At 44.9% G+C, this 16,590-nt stretch carries 19 protein-coding genes and 1 riboswitch; of the genes, 6 read left to right on the forward strand and 13 right to left on the reverse strand.

What is annotated here, in order from left to right; translation table 11 throughout:
• Positions 1-45: 45 nt before the first annotated feature.
• The gene (locus tag LCM20_RS02305; RefSeq protein WP_225193807.1) at positions 46-678 is read left to right on the forward strand and encodes a YktB family protein; all 633 of its coding nucleotides are present in this window, start codon (positions 46-48) and stop codon (positions 676-678) included.
• 58 nt (positions 679-736) lie between these two features.
• Here the strand turns inward: LCM20_RS02305 and LCM20_RS02310 are convergent, their stop codons facing one another.
• Both LCM20_RS02310 and LCM20_RS02315 read right to left on the reverse strand, forming a co-directional pair.
• On the reverse strand, positions 737-1,012 hold the full coding sequence (locus LCM20_RS02310) for a UPF0223 family protein (protein ID WP_225193808.1): 276 nt from the start codon (positions 1,010-1,012) through the stop codon (positions 737-739).
• 22 nt (positions 1,013-1,034) lie between these two features.
• Positions 1,035-1,991, reverse strand: a complete 957-nt coding sequence (locus tag LCM20_RS02315) for an NAD(P)H-dependent flavin oxidoreductase (protein WP_225193809.1) — start codon at positions 1,989-1,991, stop codon at positions 1,035-1,037.
• A gap of 152 nt (positions 1,992-2,143) precedes the next feature.
• On the opposite strand from LCM20_RS02315, the gene LCM20_RS02320 reads away from it, so the two are divergent.
• Positions 2,144-3,613, forward strand: coding sequence for an aminotransferase class I/II-fold pyridoxal phosphate-dependent enzyme (locus LCM20_RS02320; protein WP_225193810.1), 1,470 nt, complete (start codon positions 2,144-2,146; stop codon positions 3,611-3,613).
• 36 nt (positions 3,614-3,649) lie between these two features.
• On the opposite strand, the gene LCM20_RS02325 is transcribed toward LCM20_RS02320, so the two are convergent.
• Positions 3,650-3,763: a GapA-binding peptide SR1P gene (locus LCM20_RS02325; RefSeq protein ID WP_225193811.1), complete on the reverse strand. Its 114-nt coding sequence runs from the start codon at positions 3,761-3,763 to the stop codon at positions 3,650-3,652.
• 265 nt (positions 3,764-4,028) lie between these two features.
• Entirely contained in the window at positions 4,029-4,910 is an 882-nt protein-coding gene (locus LCM20_RS02330) for a polysaccharide deacetylase family protein (protein WP_225193812.1), read from the reverse strand.
• A 142-nt stretch (positions 4,911-5,052) separates the two neighbouring features.
• On the opposite strand from LCM20_RS02330, the gene LCM20_RS02335 reads away from it, so the two are divergent.
• The 3 genes from LCM20_RS02335 (at position 5,053) to LCM20_RS02345 (ending at position 8,544) form a co-directional block, all read left to right on the forward strand.
• Entirely contained in the window at positions 5,053-6,141 is a 1,089-nt protein-coding gene (locus LCM20_RS02335; RefSeq protein ID WP_225193813.1) for an FUSC family protein, read from the forward strand.
• An 18-nt stretch (positions 6,142-6,159) separates the two neighbouring features.
• Positions 6,160-7,692, forward strand: coding sequence for a BCCT family transporter (locus tag LCM20_RS02340; protein ID WP_225193814.1), 1,533 nt, complete (start codon positions 6,160-6,162; stop codon positions 7,690-7,692).
• Between the two features lie 96 nt (positions 7,693-7,788).
• Complete coding sequence (locus LCM20_RS02345; protein WP_225193815.1) at positions 7,789-8,544, forward strand: sporulation protein; 756 nt, start codon at positions 7,789-7,791, stop codon at positions 8,542-8,544.
• A 51-nt stretch (positions 8,545-8,595) separates the two neighbouring features.
• On the opposite strand, the gene thiE is transcribed toward LCM20_RS02345, so the two are convergent.
• The 7 genes from thiE to LCM20_RS02380 all read right to left on the reverse strand — a co-directional run bounded on the left by thiE (position 8,596) and on the right by LCM20_RS02380 (position 13,024).
• The gene (thiE, locus tag LCM20_RS02350) at positions 8,596-9,210 is read right to left on the reverse strand and encodes a thiamine phosphate synthase (RefSeq protein ID WP_225193816.1); all 615 of its coding nucleotides are present in this window, start codon (positions 9,208-9,210) and stop codon (positions 8,596-8,598) included.
• The gene (thiM, locus tag LCM20_RS02355) at positions 9,207-9,965 is read right to left on the reverse strand and encodes a hydroxyethylthiazole kinase (RefSeq protein ID WP_225193817.1); all 759 of its coding nucleotides are present in this window, start codon (positions 9,963-9,965) and stop codon (positions 9,207-9,209) included. The genes thiE and thiM overlap by 4 nt, the downstream gene beginning before the upstream one ends.
• On the reverse strand, positions 9,962-10,759 hold the full coding sequence (gene thiD, locus LCM20_RS02360; protein WP_225193818.1) for a bifunctional hydroxymethylpyrimidine kinase/phosphomethylpyrimidine kinase: 798 nt from the start codon (positions 10,757-10,759) through the stop codon (positions 9,962-9,964). The genes thiM and thiD overlap by 4 nt, the downstream gene beginning before the upstream one ends.
• The gene (gene tenA, locus LCM20_RS02365; RefSeq protein ID WP_225193819.1) at positions 10,756-11,445 is read right to left on the reverse strand and encodes a thiaminase II; all 690 of its coding nucleotides are present in this window, start codon (positions 11,443-11,445) and stop codon (positions 10,756-10,758) included. The genes thiD and tenA overlap by 4 nt, the downstream gene beginning before the upstream one ends.
• A 13-nt stretch (positions 11,446-11,458) precedes the next feature.
• Positions 11,459-11,956, reverse strand: a complete 498-nt coding sequence (gene thiW, locus LCM20_RS02370; protein ID WP_225193820.1) for an energy coupling factor transporter S component ThiW — start codon at positions 11,954-11,956, stop codon at positions 11,459-11,461.
• Between the two features lie 86 nt (positions 11,957-12,042).
• Positions 12,043-12,152: riboswitch (TPP riboswitch) on the reverse strand.
• Positions 12,153-12,227: 75 nt separating this feature from the next.
• Complete coding sequence (locus LCM20_RS02375; RefSeq protein ID WP_225193821.1) at positions 12,228-12,683, reverse strand: SRPBCC family protein; 456 nt, start codon at positions 12,681-12,683, stop codon at positions 12,228-12,230.
• On the reverse strand, positions 12,680-13,024 hold the full coding sequence (locus tag LCM20_RS02380) for a MerR family transcriptional regulator (protein WP_225193822.1): 345 nt from the start codon (positions 13,022-13,024) through the stop codon (positions 12,680-12,682). The genes LCM20_RS02375 and LCM20_RS02380 overlap by 4 nt, the downstream gene beginning before the upstream one ends.
• 208 nt (positions 13,025-13,232) lie before the next feature.
• On the opposite strand from LCM20_RS02380, the gene LCM20_RS02385 reads away from it, so the two are divergent.
• Complete coding sequence (locus LCM20_RS02385) at positions 13,233-13,610, forward strand: hypothetical protein (RefSeq protein WP_225193823.1); 378 nt, start codon at positions 13,233-13,235, stop codon at positions 13,608-13,610.
• Between the two features lie 259 nt (positions 13,611-13,869).
• Here LCM20_RS02385 and lpdA read toward each other — a convergent pair whose 3' ends face one another.
• Together lpdA and LCM20_RS02395 are read right to left on the reverse strand one after the other, a co-directional pair.
• Positions 13,870-15,276 (reverse strand): dihydrolipoyl dehydrogenase, encoded by a 1,407-nt coding sequence (lpdA, locus tag LCM20_RS02390; protein WP_225193824.1) that lies wholly within the window; start codon positions 15,274-15,276, stop codon positions 13,870-13,872.
• A gap of 3 nt (positions 15,277-15,279) precedes the next feature.
• Positions 15,280-16,566, reverse strand: coding sequence for a dihydrolipoamide acetyltransferase family protein (locus LCM20_RS02395; protein WP_225193825.1), 1,287 nt, complete (start codon positions 16,564-16,566; stop codon positions 15,280-15,282).
• Between the last annotated feature and the right edge of the window lie 24 nt (positions 16,567-16,590).

Here is a 16,590-nt window from a genome sequence, read left to right on the forward strand (position 1 = left end):
TTTTTATTATGTGGTAGAATAAGGCGGAATAAAGGAGTTGATGTTATGACAACATTTGATGGATTCACACAGAAGGATTTCGACGTATTCACCATTCCAGGACTTGAAAATAGAATGGAATCACTGCGCGGTCAGATTTCACCTAAGCTTGAAGCCATTGCTACGGACCTTGCTCCTGATGTGACAGCTATGACAGGAGATGAAATGTTCGTCCACGTAGCCAGACACGCAAGGCGCAAAACCAACCCACCAAACGATACATGGGCAGCTCTAGCCTCTAACAAACGAGGCTACAAAAAACTCCCCCATTTTCAAGTCGGGTTGTGGGAAACCCATGTCTTTATTTGGTTCGCTGTCATTTATGAAAGCCCCATTAAACAAGAATTCGCAAAGGCGTTGAAAAACAACAAAGAGGATATTCTGAAACAAGTGCCCGATCATTATTCATGGTCGATTGATCACACCAAGCCTGATGCCATTCCACACAAGGAAGTAAAAGACGGAAAGTTCACCTCCATGATGGACCGGTTGGAAACGGTCCAAAAGGCAGAAATCCTCTGCGGACAAACCATCTCAAGAGATGATGCAAGGTTGAAGGACCCGGATGCGTTTCTCGATTTATGTAAAGAGACTTTCCAAACGCTTGAACCGCTTTACCGATTGACGAAAACCGTTTAGATCGAACAAGAAAAAGGACGAGCGATATGCCCGTCCTTTTTCTTGATTCATCGTTTATTTAAGACATTTTCACCTTATCTCCGGGACTGCTTTCTTTAGCCTTCTTTATCGTCCGATAGCTTGAATAACCGGACTCTTTTTCAAATTGACTAGTCAGCTTTTTCTCCTCACTTTTAGAAGGAACAATCTGCTTGAATCTCGTGTAAGCAATCATGAGATCGTCACGATTGACCCCTTTCTCATACGCCTGCTCGACTAAATTGTAAAAGTTTACTACGTCGATTATTTCTTCCTTAGACCAATATTGTTCATCAATCGGGTAAGAGTAGCTCATTTAAACGCCTCCTTATGTATCATTATGACCAACGGGTGCGGATCTGTTCCGCTTCCATCAGCATTCTCTTAAAAAGGTCTTCTACAGTAGGGATATCCTTTATTCTCGATGCGACCTGCCCAGCCCATCCAAACCCTTCCGATTGCCTGCCGTCGTGGATAAAGGCCTTATTCGCCTCACCGCTGATATAATCTTTCAACCCATCATAACCCGCTTCCTCTTTCTCAAGATCCAGGATTCGCTCTGTCCATTCATTCGTCAAGGCTCTTGCGGGAGAGTTCAAACTCCTTTTGATGACGGAAGTAGAAGATTCGTCCGCTTGAATTAATGCTTCCTTATACAGCTGATGCGCATGCCTGCATTCTTGCGTGGCGATGAACCTTGTCCCCATCTCGATGCCTTCTGCTCCTAAAGAAAGAGCCGCCATCAACCCTTTCCCATCCCCGATGCCTCCAGAAGCAATGACGGGGATATCGACAGCATCCACCACTTGCGGTGTTAAGACAAACGTACCGATATCATATCGCCCAAGGTGACCACCGCCTTCGTGGCCTACGACCATCACAGCATCCGCTCCGAGCTCTTCCGCCTTTTCAGCCTGCCGCCTTGCCGCTACAAGGACCAATGTTTTAATCCCCCTGCCCTTTACCTTCTGAAGGACTGGTTTCGGATTGCCACCCGTCACACTGATTACGGGTACTTGTTCATCGATTGCCACTTGAACCATTTCTTCGAATGGACGACCGTGCTGGCCGATGGCATAGTTCACTCCAAAAGGTCTTGAGGTCAGCTGACGGACCTTCTGGATCTCAGATCGCAGCTCCTGTGGTCCACTTGTGCTCATCGCAGTAATCTGTCCAAGTCCCCCCGCATTCGACACGGCTGCAGCCAGGTCGGAATAGGCCAGATGAGCGAGTCCTCCTTGAATAATAGGATACGAAATACCAAGTAATCGAGTAACTTTTGTCTCCCAATCCATAGAATCCCTCCCTTACTGATTAGTTTATCACGATACGATTCATTATCGGTACTTATAGCCACTTAGCCCGTTTACAAAAATAACTAGCCAGTGGGTGAGGACTCTGCTATAATTCATTTGCTTTCTATCTTGATTTGAGGTGTTGAAACAAAATGAACCAGAACAACACACCCCTGTTCACGGGGTTGAAAAAACATGCATCCAAAAACCCAGTCCAATTTCACATTCCCGGCCACAAAAAAGGGAAAGGAATGGACCAGGAATTTCGTGAATTTATCGGTGAATCGGCTCTATCCATAGACTTGATCAATATAGAACCACTAGATGACCTCCACCATCCTGGAGGAATGATCAAAGAAGCGCAAGCATTAGCTGCTGAAGCTTTTGGATCTGACTATACCTTTTTCTCTGTTCAAGGAACATCAGGTGCAATCATGACGATGATTATGAGCGTCTGTCAGCCTGGTGACAAAATCATCGTTCCAAGAAATGTCCATAAATCAATTACCACCGCCATTATTTTTTCCGGAGCGAAGCCTGTCTTCATTCATCCTGAACTTGATGAGCGTCTTGGCATATCGCACGGGATTACACCGAACGCTGTACAAAAAGCTTGTGAAGCACACCCTGACGCAAAAGGAGTGCTCGTCATAAACCCGACCTATTTCGGAATTACAGCTGACCTAGCCCACATCGTTGAAATTGCTCATTCTTTTGATATCCCTGTCTTAGTGGACGAAGCACATGGTGTGCACATCCACTTCCATGATCAACTGCCCCTTTCTGCGATGCAGGCAGGCGCAGACCTTGCGGCGACGAGCGTTCATAAATTGGGAGGCTCTATGACCCAGAGTTCCGTCCTGAATCTTCGCGAGGGGCTTGTCTCTCACGAACGTGTTCAGACGATCTTATCGATGTTGACGACAACCTCTACGTCGTACATCCTGCTCGCTTCTCTAGACACAGCCCGCCGCCACCTTGCTGTGAAAGGAAAAGAGCTTCTCGACACCTGCCTGAAACTTGCGTATGAGGCGCGCGATAAAATTAATGAGATCCCTCATCTGTACTGCCCTGGAGAAGAACTCTTGGGAAGTGATGCAACGTTCGGATATGATCCGACGAAATTGATCATTTCTGTCAAAAACCTCGGCATTACAGGCTATGATGCGGAAGTGTGGCTGCGGAAGCACTATAACATCGAAGTCGAGCTTTCCGACTTATATAATCTACTCTGTATTGTGACGCCAGGTGACAGTGAAAACGAAATCGAACTTCTCCTCCAGGCGTTACGCGCCCTTTCAGAAGCGTCTACGCCAACCTATGAAGACAAAGAGGTTACGGTTCAAGTGCCTGAGATCCCTGTTCTTTCCCTGACGCCGAGAGACGCCTTCTATGCTTCGACAGAGGTCATCCCTTTGAAAGAAGCTGTAGGCAGGATCAGCGCCGAATTCGTTATGGTCTATCCGCCAGGCATTCCTATTTTCATTCCAGGCGAAATCATTACCGAAGAGAATATCACCTACATCGACCAGAATATTGAGGCAGGTCTACCTGTCCAAGGACCTGAAGATGACACACTTGAAACGATTCATGTCATACGTGAACAAAAAGCTTTCCAATAATAAAAGCCCGCTGCGGATAAGCAGCGGGCTTTTTCGTTATTCAGCTTCAACTGTATGGCATGTTGGACATGTACTGTAAAGAGTAGAAACCTTCTCGTTCTCGTAGTGCTCAATCACCTTTTGACAGTCTTGACAAACGATTGTACCCATTACATCCACTCCCCTTTAGTGTAATCGCTTTCAATATATCTTCATTTTAATAGGTCACATTCACAAAAGCAAGCCTAAAAGTATAACTTTTTTAAAAATGTGTCATACTATTAATTTAACTCGATGCATATATGCATGCACCGCTATTTTAGAACACGAAGGTCGCAGAAAGAAAGAATGAAAGAATGAAAGAATGAAAAAACCCCGGAAAGAGCAGCCATTTAGCTGCCCCCTCCGGGGTTTGAGAAGATTCATTCCATAACATTTATGGAGTTTGGATCAATGCCGGGTCCAAGAGCTCATAGTCTTTATTGCGCAGCCCTTCAACGATTTGGGTTAACCCGTTGTATGTCCATTCACGGTCGTGCATCAATAAATTGGCACCATGGTTTAAGAGCTCTGTGTTCACCATGATATCCGCAATCGCATCGGCACTCATGTATTCCTCATTCCAGTCGTACCCATACGTCCAGTTCATGACTAGCATGCCTTCTTCTTTAGCCAGCTGCTTCGAGTAATCTGTATTCTGTCCGAAAGGTGCACGGAAGAATTTCGGACGCTCTCCGATTACTTTTTCAATTTGATCGTTCAGTCCGACGATTTCCTGCTTCTGCTGTTCCTCAGTCAAATCAGGTAGTGAAGCATGTGAGTTCGTGTGATTACCGATCGCAAATCCTAATTCATGGATCTGCTTAAGCTTTTCTTTTTCTTCTTCTGTGTCAATAAAATGACCATTAACGAAGAAAATGGCTGGTGCATTCATTTCTTTCAATGTTTTCGCCATTTCGACCCCGTATTTGTCTGGAGCGTCGTCAATCGTAATTAAAGCGACCTGTGGATTTGCGTCAGCAATCGGCTCAAACGACCAATTCGCTCCGAGCTTATATTGAGGCTCCTTCGGTTCTTCTTCCGGTTGTGCAGACGTCTCATCGGCAGATTCAGAATCTTTTGCTTCTTCATCACTTTCTTCTTCCTGAGATGTATCTTCCCCTTCACCTTTGGACGTTTCTTCAGTCTCAGGCTCTGGTTGTTCGGTTTCTGTCTCTTCACTTTGCTGTGTCTCTTCAGGCGCCTCCTGGCTGTCTACGCCACCACAGGCGGCCAAGAAGAATAGAATCAACAGTCCGCTGATCATACGTTTTAACATAGATGTCCCCTCCACTGTTATGTATTTCCAAACTCAATTATAAAACGTTATTTGTTTTTTTTCTATCGTTTTGAGATATTTTATTATATAATAGCAAATCGTGGTTGAAAGATACTTCGAGCTCACAAAGGTGATTGAAATGATGGAATCTCTCAAACAATTTAAATTATTCGGTGGTCGAACGATTAAAACGGGAATCTCAGTCTTTTTCACAGCTCTCATCTGTGGCTTTTTTGACCTGCCTATTATTTTTGCGGTCATCACTGCCATTGTTACGATTGAACATACGGCAGCAGACTCCATTAAGAAAGCTGTTGTTCGTTTCCCGGCCTCTGCTATCGGTGCACTTCTGGCAACGACCTTTTATTCCATGTTCGGCAAGGGAGCCTTGACGTTCGCTCTCGCTGCCATGATTACCATTGCCGTTTGTCATAAACTCAAACTCGATGACGGGATCTTGGTGGCCACGATTACCGCAACAGCAATGATTCCAGATTTTCAAGACCATCATATTGTTTCATTCTTCACAAGATTGGGTACTACATCTATTGGTATCATCATATCAACTCTTGTGAATTTTTTCCTTTTACCTCCTAACTATTCGCCGATGATTTACAAGAACATCAACGACCTATATAATCATTCAAGTCGTTTACTCGAGCGAATAATCTCGAACACCTTTGCAGAATCTAAAGAGAAAAACCGAGGTATCCAAAGATCTTACAGACAGTTGACGGCTCATTTGGAAAGAACGTATTTGCTTTCCAGTTATCAACGCGAAGAGTGGAAATACCACAGGCATACGAAAGATGAGCTGCAGGCGTTTCAGTTTTCCCAGAAAAAAATCGGAGCGCTGCAGCAGATTGCGTACCACCTCGGTAACCTGCAGTATGTCAGAACTGAAGGGTCCGACTTTTCCGATGATGAGAAAGAGCTCCTTCTCGAAATAACGAAGGATTATGTCAATGTGCTGCAAGATCCCACCCATTCCATATCAGAAGATCAATTTCTAAGAGTTGACCGACTGGACCACATGTTTTGGAAGTGGAAAGAACAACATGTTGAGAAAGAAAGCCACTTCAGGCATCATCTGCCTCCTCAGACAATCCTTATATATGAGCTCTTATGTTTTCATGACGTACTTGAGGAGCTGCAAAACATGTCTGAAAAACGAAAACAGATGGTCCGCGATTGCTACATGAGGGAAAACGGAATGGGAAAAAATAAATAACAGAAGGGATGATCGTCCATGAATCAAGTAACAAAAGTATTTTATATCTCCGTAACCGTAGCTGTGCTATTCATCATATGGGGATCACTTTCAGAGGACCTTATTGGGTCTGCGAACTTATCTAACGTTACATCAACTATTCAGGGTTTCCTGACTGATAAATTCGGATGGTTCTACTTATTATCCGCAACAGGATTCCTGATTTTCGCGATTTATCTAGTATTTTCGAAATACGGAAAGTTGAAGCTGGGTAAACCAGACGACGAACCGGAATATCCATACATTACATGGTTCGCCATGCTGTTCAGTGCAGGAATGGGAATCGGGCTTGTATTCTGGGGTGCAGCTGAACCACTATCTCACTTCCATACTCCGCCTGTACCAGGCATGGAACCGACATCAGAAGAAGCCGCTCAATCTGCCATGAAATACAGCTTCTTCCACTGGGGTCTTCACCCGTGGGCCATTTACGCTGTGTTAGCTTTGGCGCTTGCTTACTTCAAGTTTAGAAAAGACGCACCTGGTGTGATCAGTGCCGCGTTAACGCCTGTTTTAGGTGAAGAGCGCGTTAAAGGGCCGATCGGTACACTTGTTGACTTTATTGCTGTCTTTGCGACAATCTTTGGTGTTGCAACCTCTCTTGGTCTTGGTGCTCTGCAGATCTCAAGTGGACTAGCGTTCACCATTCCTGGATTGGAAGATAACTTCACACTGCAATTCATCATCATTGTTGTCGTTACCGTTCTATTCATGATTTCTGCTATGACAGGATTGAATAAAGGGATTAAGTACTTGAGTAACACGAACATAGTTCTCGCTCTCTTGCTTATGTTCTTCCTGCTGTTTGCAGGTCCGACAAACTTCATCATGGACTTCTTTACGACGTCATTCGGTTCTTATCTTCGTGACTTACCTTATATGAGTTTCCGACTTACACCATTTGCCGAAGATAACAACTGGGTTCAAGGATGGACCATCTTCTATTGGGCTTGGTGGATCTCCTGGGCTCCATTCGTTGGTACATTTATCGCCCGTGTATCCAAAGGACGTACAATCCGTGAGTTCATTCTTGGTGTTCTATTAGTTCCTACTGTATTTGGTGCTCTATGGTTCTCCGTATTCGGTGGTACAACCATCTATCTCGAGTACTTCCAGGGCATTAATATTAACCAGGACATGGCTAACTTAGGTACAGAAGTAGCCTTGTTCTCCATGCTTGAGCATATTCCATTAGGCGGAATCATGTCCTTTATCGGACTATTGCTGATCAGTACGTTCTTCGTTACTTCAGCAGACTCCGCAACATTCGTTCTAGGTATGCAGACGACAAACGGTAGCCTGAATCCGAAGAACCAAGTTAAATTCACTTGGGGAGTTATCCAAGCCGGTGCCGCTGCTGTCCTACTCTGGCAGGGTGGATTAGGTGCCTTACAGACAGCAGCCATCATCGCTGCCTTCCCGTTCACCTTCATCATGATTTTGATCTGTTTCTCCCTTTATAAACAGTTCAGTGAAGATGCAAAGAAAGTTGATTTGAAAAAGAAAAAATAAAACCTAAACCAAACGCTCCCTTTAACTAAGGGAGCGTTTTTTTTGAATCTTTTTCGCCTTCAACATCGTATAATGGGATAAAGGAGGAGGATTACTATGTTTAAGAAATTATTAGCAAGCGTAGGTGTCGGCGCCGCCAAAGTGGACACCCAGCTGGATAAGGATCAGTTCATCCCTGGAGAAGAGGTTACAGGGAAAGTCGTCATCAAAGGCGGAGACGTCGATCAATCGATTGATGCCATCAACCTCTTCTTGATGACAGAGGCAGTCAGAGAAGTGGATGACCGAAAAGTAAAAGAAAAAGTATCGTTAGAAAAGTATTTAGTGACACAAGATCTCGTCATATCTGCTGGAGAGACAAAGGAATTTCCGTTTTCCGTACATCTCCCCTATCATGTACCAGCTTCTCTATCCAGGCTGCCGATTTGGTTCGAAACGGGTCTCGACATTCCGATGGCACTTGACCCACAAGACCGCGATCCGGTAAAAATCGCCCCTCACCCATACGTGGAGTCTATATTAGATGCACTGAACCATTTAGGATTTTCCGTGCGAAAAGTTGAGATGGAATACTCCAAAAAGCTTGGTTATGTCCAGGAGTTTGAGTTCCAGCCTCGGGGTGAGTTCCGTTCCTACTTAGATGAATTAGAAGCCATCTTCTTCCTTTATGAGGATCGAATTGAAGTCTTCTTAGAAGTAGATAGACGCGCGCGTGGCCTCGGAGGACTATTCGCAGAAGCCTTGGAGATGGATGAGAGCAAGGTGAAGCTTTCATTCAATAAAGCAGAACTTGCAAATCCAACTACTTTAACTGAACAGCTTCGTGCTACGATTCAACGATATAGCCAGTAACAATTAAAACGGAGACCTGTCTTTATATCGACGGTCTCCGTTTTGGATGAGCTATAGATCGCGAACGGCTTCATTTACCGAGTCTGCTTTCGTGATAGCGGAGATCACGGCTACACCATCTGCTCCAGCTTCAATGACAGACGCTGCGTTCCGAGTGTTGATTCCCCCTATTCCAACAATCGGAACATGAGGATACCATCCTCTCAATCGCTTGATCCACTTCAGCCCTACGGCTTCCTTTGCATCTTCTTTTGTCGTCGTTTGAAATAAGGGACCCGCCCCTAAGTAATCCACTTGATTAATAGGAGAATGCAGCACTTCCTCTGCATTTGAAACAGATAAACCGACAATCCACTCGGGATAGTGTCTCTTTATATAGGAAACATCTTGATCAGACTGCCCAACATGGATCCCATCTGCTTCCAGTTCAACGGCAAGGTCTATGTCGTCATTTACGATAAACGGAATTCCATGATGACGGCATATTTCCCTTAGCTCTAATCCAAGATGTTTTCGCTTTTCACCCTCGAGGGCTCCTTTGCCTTTCTCCCTGAATTGAAAAGCTGTGACACCAGCTGATGCGGCTTCTTCAAGGACGGCAGCAGGATCTTTTAAACATTGCTTTGAACCCATGACGAAATATTTACGCAGCTTCTCCGTAATCATTCTCCTCCTCCAGCGGCCAACTGATCTATAAATTGTGGCAGAAACGTACCGGGACCACCTACAGTATGATGATCGGCCGCTCGTTCCGCTGCAGCACCGTAGTAGGATGCAGCTGTCAATACATTGTCCAAACGGTCTCCTTCAACACTCATGCAGGCGCTGACAACCGAACCGAGCAGGCACCCTGCTCCCGTAATAGAGGTAAGAATTTCGTGACCGCGGCTGTTCATCAGTTCGCGTTTTCCATCTGTCACCACATCCACTTCTCCCGTACATAAGACGATGGTGTTATAGTGAAGCGCCACACGCCTCGAGATGTCGGACGCATAAGCGTCTCCCACAAAGTCCACCCCTTTCATCTCTAGGTCCGCGCCTATCAAATGGGCCACCTCCCCTGCGTTTCCTTTAATCACCGTAGCCTCTACTCGTTCCGTGATTTTTTTAAAGGCTTCCGATCGAAAGGCGGTTGCGCCAACGCCTACTGGGTCCAGTACAACTGGAATACCAAGGTCATTCGCAGCTTGACCAGACAGAATCATTGGCTCAAGCTGATCTTCCGTCAATGTCCCAATATTCATGACTAAACCATCCGACAGCTTGGTCACGTCTGTCGCTTCTGAAGCGGCATGCGCCATAATCGGTGAACCTCCAAAGGCAAGAAGTCCATTTGCACTGAAATTCATGACAACTTGGTTGGTGATATGATGTATTAAAGGCTTCTTGTTTCGCACCTTCTTGATCACTACATCATTCATGAGAAGACCCCCTTTCGCAAAGCGAAATGATTGGTAGGACCCGATCCCCTGCCTAAGTCGAAAGAGTGACGGATCGCTTCGGTAACAAATGTTTTACTTTCTGCCACAGCTTCATGTAAAGGGAACCCTTTGCTGAGGTAAGCCGTAATGGCAGCAGAATAGGTGCATCCCGTACCGTGTGTATTCGTAGTATCGATCCGCTCGGCTTCGAACGTTCGTAAGTGATGCCCATCATACAACACATCTACTGCCTTCCCCTCCGCATGGCCACCTTTGATGAGTGCAGCGTGAAGACCAAATTGCTTCACCATTTGAACAGCCGCTTCCTTCATGTCGTCTTCAGAATGGATGGTCACCGAAAGAAGGGTTTCCGCCTCTGGAAGATTTGGAGTGATCAGCGTTCCAAGAGGCATCAACTGCTCCTTGAAAGCTTGAACGGTTTTCTCTTCGATTAAGCTGTCCCCACTCTGAGCTACCATTACAGGATCAATCACGTAAGGAGCATTCATCCTTTGCACCGCTTCTGCCACAACCTCAACCATGTGGGGGGTAGCAATCATTCCACTTTTCACCGCATGGATGGGCATGTCTGATTGAACAGATGAGAGCTGCTCCTTTAGGAAATCAGAAGGGGGATGGTAAACAGATTGAACTCCAGTCGTGTTCTGAGCAACTAGAGAAGTGATGGCGGTCATCCCATAGACACCTGATTCCTGGAATGTTTTTAAGTCAGCCTGTATGCCGGCTCCCCCACTCGGGTCCGTACCGGCAATCGCAAGTGCACAATGGATCATCGTATAACACCGACCTTTCCAATTGGCCAGTCTTCACAAGTATGCGCCATCTCCCAGAACGACCATTCCAACAAACAACTCTTCCTGAAGGCATCACGCATTTTTTGAAGCTCTGAGTCTGTAGCACACTCCGCTATCTCGTCCAACCGTTTTTTCAAATAGCCTGTAATATCGTCCATTTCATCTCCGGAATAGAAAATGATCCAGCGATAGAACGGGTGCCTCTCCTCAAGGTGATATCTTTCCAGCAAGTTTCTGGCTATTTCTAAGTACGTCCATGGACAAGGTAGTAAAGCGGCAATCGTCTCACCTAAGCTTCCTTGATAACCGTGAGCGTACATATGTTTAATGTAATGATCGGCAGTAGGAGGCAGCGGATACCCTTGAAGTTCAGAGTATGGAATTCCGATATATTCACATAAATTTTGATGAGGATGGATTTCTCCATCCAGTATAAACTTGATTTGCTCATTGAAGAAATGGATATCTTGACGGTTATCCGTTTTATTTATGGCTAGCCCGTACACGTGCATGAAGGCATTCAAATACTCGAAGTCCGCTTTAATGTAGTGGGCCACGGCCTTGGGGTTTAGTTCCCCTTCCCCAATCCCTTCTACAAATGGATGCTGGAATATGGCATGAAAAACATCATGGTTTTCTTTTCTCAATTGTTTAGTAAATGACATCTCAGTTTCCTCCTTAAGATCGCGCGGAAGCTATGTTTCCCACGTGTGATGGTAACTTTGATACAACAATAAGGCCGATGAACGCTCCTGATACACTGCTTACGAAAAAAGGGGAAAGAAATGCGAAAGCACCCGCCGAACTCCCCATCAGCACTTGCGCATAAGGGACGGCGACCAAAGCGCCGATGACTCCCGTTCCGATCACTTCTCCAACGGCTGCAAAAGTCGTTTTGTTCGTCCATTGATAGAGGACACCCGCTAACAACGCACCAATCATCCCTCCTGGAAACGCTAGAAGAGTCCCGAGACCGAGCATAACGCGCATTATCCCGATTACACACGCAATGCCTATCGCTGGTATAGGCCCTACGATGACAGCAGCCATTACATTTACAGCGTGTTGCACAGGATATGCTTTGGCAATGCCTGCAGGAAACCAGAGGAACTGTGAACCTAAAGTTCCAATCGCCACAAAAACAGCCATGACGACCAGTAATCTTGTACGATTCATGAACTCCCCTCCCTTCTTAGGGAAAAACAAAAAAAGCCAGGTCCGGGGTACGGACCTGACTTCGAATAGGCATAAGTAAATAGACGACTTGCGTCTAACCACTTCCCTCCGCTGGTATTAACCAGATCAGGTTCATAAGAGTCAGAAGGTTCATTCCCCTTCTTCTCAGCCTATTCAGGCTCCCCTAGTAGTTTTTGTTAACTATTCAATTACACTTCACATCATAACAGAAGGGATACCCTTTGTCACCCAATGCAAGAAGCGGCATCTATCATGAATGGCGTTTCACCGCTTCCTCACTTACTCGATCAAGAAATTCGTTTACAACTTTCATCTGGTTTTTGTCACTACCTAATTTGAGCATAGCACGTCCAACGAAATTAATTCCCCTATTCTCACCTTCATACAGGAACCTAGTTCGCCCACCTTCTTGGAAAAAGCTATAAGACAGCTTGATTTCAAACGCGTTCCCTAATTCAAACTTCCACTGCTTCCGTTTGTAAGCAGATTCATTTACATAGCCCTCCTCTATCACCGTGTAAGTCTCCACTCTCTTACCCTCTCTGTATCTCTGAAGATACTTCGCACCGTTCTTTCCGTTTTCCCCCTCGATCAACCTATGCTCTTCTACTTTTGGCATGATTGTTTGCAGGTTATCACTTTTGAATAGATCCCAGACTCTTTCAATACTTGCATCAATCATCCGCTCCTCTTTCCATGTAATCATGATTCATCCTCCTTTCCTGATTCTAAAAAAACGTCCAACTCCTGAATTCGCGCCTGTAATTCTTCAATTTGCCTCTTCATCCTTTGACGCTTTTGCAGCAATAGTTCTTCCAAATTGGCGAATGACTCATCACCCATGACCGATTTCATTTCCTGAATGGTGAAGTCAAAGCTGCGTAACTTCTCCAGAAGCAAGGCCAAGAAGTAACTTCCATCATCATAATAACGGTAATGATTATTCGGGTCGGTGTATGCAGGTTCAAGGAGACCTACTTGTGCGTAATAACGGAGTGTTTCTTTACTAAATCCCGTTAATGCGGCAAATTCACTGACTTTGTACAAGTTATCCCCCCATTCTTATCCTAAACCATGGGGTGCACCACATAGTCAAGTTCACCATATAACTTTACACAACGATGTATCGATTAACAATGCCATTAACGATACAACATGAGCCTTTCATTTATGTAACAATTTGTTAACAAGAGCCTCATTTCCTGGTTCGTTTGTTAGACTAAAAGTGCAGTCGAACAAAAGGGAGTGGAATCAATTGTTGCATAGATTACTTATACCAATAACAGCTGTCATTATACTAACGGGATGCCTCCCTCAATCAAGCTCAGTAGAAGTACTAAGCGCTGCAGAGTCTGATTATGAACTATTTCTATACACAAAAGAAGGGCAGAAAGAACAAGCCGATCACTATTTAAACGCCCTGTTGGATTGGAAAACGAATCAAAGTCATACACAAAACATCGAATTTACTCAAACCATAACAAAAGAAGACCAAATCGAAGTCTCTGGTGATCGTTTACCTGCGCTCATCGTTAAAAAACAAGGTGAGATTGTGATGAATATCCAAGGAGAAAACACAAGCCAGCGGATTTTAGATGAACTTGAAAAGACCTTCGCCTTTAAAGAAATATAAACGCTGATAAAAGAGGATTGCTTAGCTGCAATCCTCTTTTCTTGTTATTCTGTACCTTTGTTCGTTGCTTTGCCTTCCTGCTCGCCTTTTTCGTGGCGCATCGCATTCAGGTCCTTTTTGCTTTTGTGTTTCTTGTTCTTGTCTTTCATCAAGTATCCCTCCTCCTTCTTAGTCTTTCTCAACCATGGTATTTCATGAGTCCAATCATCTTCCTACAAAAAAAAAGAACCACCCCGAAGGATGGTTCTTAGAACATGCATTATTTAATGTGGATTGGCTGACCAATCGCAACCTCAGCCGCTTCCATTGTAATCTCACCTAATGTTGGGTGAGCGTGGATAGTAAGGGCAAGATCTTCAGCTGTCATACCAGCTTCGATGGCAAGACCAAGTTCAGCGATCATATCACTAGCGTTAGGACCAGCAATTTGAGCACCGATAACAAGGTCGTCATCTTTACGAGTAATCAGCTTCAAGAAGCCGTCACTGTCGTTAAGAGAAAGCGCGCGTCCATTCGCTGCGAATGGGAACTTAGATGCTTTGACGTCGTAGCCAGCATCTTTTGCTTCCTGCTCAGAGTATCCGACAGAAGCAAGTTCTGGATCAGAGAATACAACCGCAGGAATTCCAAGATAATCGATCTCAGATTTTTCACCTGCAATAGCTTCTGCTGCAATCTTACCTTCATAAGAAGCTTTGTGTGCAAGTGGTGGTCCTTCAACGATATCACCGATAGCATAGATGTTTTCGATGCTTGTGCGGCATTGTTTATCAATGTTGATTACGCCACGATCCGTCATATCAAGTCCAAGTTCTTCAAGACCGATCTCATCCGTGTTCGGACGACGACCAACCGTTACAAGAACGTAATCCGCGTCGATGGATTTCTCTTCACCTTTCACTTCATACTTAACCGTTACACCGTCTTCGCGCTCTTCAACACCTTGAGCCATTGCTTCTGTTTCGATCGAAACGCCTTTTTTCTTAAGACGCTTTTTCACGACAGAAGACATTTGCTTTTCAAATCCACCAAGGATATCTTTTGTACCCTCAAGGATTGTAACTTCTGTATCGAAGTTCGCATATGCCGTACCAAGCTCTGTACCGATATAACCGCCACCGATTACAACAAGCTTCTTCGGCACTTCTTGAAGAGAAAGTGCGCCTGTTGAATCAAGTACGCGATCAGAATACTTGAAGCTTGGAAGCTCGATTGGACGAGAACCAGTCGCGATGATGCAGTTGTTGAACGTGTATGTTTGAGAGTTCTTATCATCCATTACACGAACAGTGTTCTTGTCTACGAAGTAAACTTCACCTTTAACGATGTCTACTTTGTTTCCTTTAAGAAGACCTTCAACACCGCCAGTTAGTTTGTTTACAACGCTTCCTTTCCACTCTTGCACTTTGGAGAAGTCTACTGTTGTGTTTTCAGACTGGATTCCCATGTCTTCTGCGCCTTTTGCATGCTCATAACGGTGACCCGCTTGAATCAATGCTTTGGAAGGTACACAACCAACGTTCAGGCAGACTCCACCTAAGTTACCTTTGTCTACGATTGTTACGTTTTGACCCGTTTGAGCAGCGCGGATGGCAGCTACATAGCCACCAGGACCCGCACCGACTACTAACGTATCAAGTTCAATTGGGAAATCTCCTACTACCATACTTTACGCCTCCATCATAATAAGTTGTGGATCGTTCAGTAAACGCTTGATGTGGTTCATTGCATGTTGAGCTGTCGCGCCATCGATTACACGGTGGTCGAAGCTTAGGGAAATCGCAAGTACTGGAGCGACTACGATTTCTCCGTCGCGGACAACTGGTTTCTCAGCAATACGACCAATACCAAGGATTGCTACCTCAGGGTGGTTGATAACTGGAGTGAACCATTGTCCACCTGCAGAACCGATGTTTGTAATTGTCGTGGAAGCACCTTTCATTTCTTCACCAGAAAGTTTACCATCACGAGCTTTCACAGCTAGTTCATTGATTTCGCTTGAGATAGAGAATACAGACTTACGATCTGCTTCTTTCACAACAGGTACAAGTAGTCCTTTATCTGTATCAGCAGCGATACCAATATTATAATAGTGTTTCTGAATAATTTCATCCGTGCTGTCGTCTACAGAAGTGTTCAGGATTGGGAACTTCTTGATAGCAGAGACAAGAGCTTTCACAACGTATGGAAGATACGTCAGTTTGATGTCTTGTTCAGCTGCAACAGCTTTGAACTTCTTACGGTGTGAAACAAGTTCTGTTACATCCACTTCATCCATCAATGTTACGTGAGGAGCTGTATGCTTGGAATTAACCATCGCTTTAGCGATTGCTTTACGGATACCGCTCATCTTCTCACGAGTTTCAGGATACTCTTCACCTGTAGCTGGTACAGACTGAGGCTTAGAAGCTTGTTCTTGTGCTTCTTCTTCAGCTGGAGCTTCAGCAGCTTGTGGCTGTCCACCGTTCATGAAGCTTTCTACGTCGTCTTTCAGGATACGACCATTCTTGCCAGAACCTTGGACTTGACGGATGTCAACATCGTTGTCACGTGCAAACTTACGTACAGAAGGCATTGCAATGACACGCTTGTCTTCATCAACGTCAGCACTATCTGCTTGTGCTGCAGGCTGTTCTTCTTTTTTAGGCGCCTCTTCCTGCTTCTCTTCTTTAGGCTCTTCTTTTTCTTCAGAAGCTCCAGAATCAGCAGAGTCTTCAGAACCATCATCGATTGTGATGATTACTGTTCCAACAGTTGTTGTTTCGCCTTCGTCTACGTGGATTTCTTTAACCGTACCATCTACTTGAGAAGGAATTTCAACAACGGCTTTATCGTTTTGTACTTCGCAAAGTACGTCATCTTCTTTTACTTCATCGCCTGCTTTGACGAACCACTTGGCAATTTCACCTTCGTGGATACCTTCACCGATATCAGGCAGTTTAAATTCAAATGCCATGGTTATGACCTCCTATATTTAGAG

It is taken from the genome of Halobacillus litoralis (genome assembly GCF_020171725.1).
GTDB lineage: Bacteria > Bacillota > Bacilli > Bacillales > Halobacillaceae > Halobacillus > Halobacillus litoralis_F.

Coding starts and splice junctions, on each gene's coding strand:
- thiD (WP_225193818.1), bottom strand. CDS start 10,759: ATGATCCATTGTGCACTTGCGATTGCCGGTACGGACCCGAGTGGGGGA.
- lpdA (WP_225193824.1), bottom strand. CDS start 15,276: ATGGTAGTAGGAGATTTCCCAATTGAACTTGATACGTTAGTAGTCGGT.
- LCM20_RS02395 (WP_225193825.1), bottom strand. CDS start 16,566: ATGGCATTTGAATTTAAACTGCCTGATATCGGTGAAGGTATCCACGAA.
- thiE (WP_225193816.1), bottom strand. CDS start 9,210: ATGATTACGGAGAAGCTGCGTAAATATTTCGTCATGGGTTCAAAGCAA.
- thiW (WP_225193820.1), bottom strand. CDS start 11,956: ATGAATCGTACAAGATTACTGGTCGTCATGGCTGTTTTTGTGGCGATT.
- thiM (WP_225193817.1), bottom strand. CDS start 9,965: ATGAATGATGTAGTGATCAAGAAGGTGCGAAACAAGAAGCCTTTAATA.
- LCM20_RS02335 (WP_225193813.1), top strand. CDS start 5,053: ATGGAATCTCTCAAACAATTTAAATTATTCGGTGGTCGAACGATTAAA.
- LCM20_RS02320 (WP_225193810.1), top strand. CDS start 2,144: ATGAACCAGAACAACACACCCCTGTTCACGGGGTTGAAAAAACATGCA.
- tenA (WP_225193819.1), bottom strand. CDS start 11,445: ATGTCATTTACTAAACAATTGAGAAAAGAAAACCATGATGTTTTTCAT.
- LCM20_RS02330 (WP_225193812.1), bottom strand. CDS start 4,910: ATGTTAAAACGTATGATCAGCGGACTGTTGATTCTATTCTTCTTGGCC.
- LCM20_RS02345 (WP_225193815.1), top strand. CDS start 7,789: ATGTTTAAGAAATTATTAGCAAGCGTAGGTGTCGGCGCCGCCAAAGTG.
- LCM20_RS02315 (WP_225193809.1), bottom strand. CDS start 1,991: ATGGATTGGGAGACAAAAGTTACTCGATTACTTGGTATTTCGTATCCT.
- LCM20_RS02310 (WP_225193808.1), bottom strand. CDS start 1,012: ATGAGCTACTCTTACCCGATTGATGAACAATATTGGTCTAAGGAAGAA.
- LCM20_RS02340 (WP_225193814.1), top strand. CDS start 6,160: ATGAATCAAGTAACAAAAGTATTTTATATCTCCGTAACCGTAGCTGTG.
- LCM20_RS02375 (WP_225193821.1), bottom strand. CDS start 12,683: ATGATTACATGGAAAGAGGAGCGGATGATTGATGCAAGTATTGAAAGA.
- LCM20_RS02305 (WP_225193807.1), top strand. CDS start 46: ATGACAACATTTGATGGATTCACACAGAAGGATTTCGACGTATTCACC.
- LCM20_RS02325 (WP_225193811.1), bottom strand. CDS start 3,763: ATGGGTACAATCGTTTGTCAAGACTGTCAAAAGGTGATTGAGCACTAC.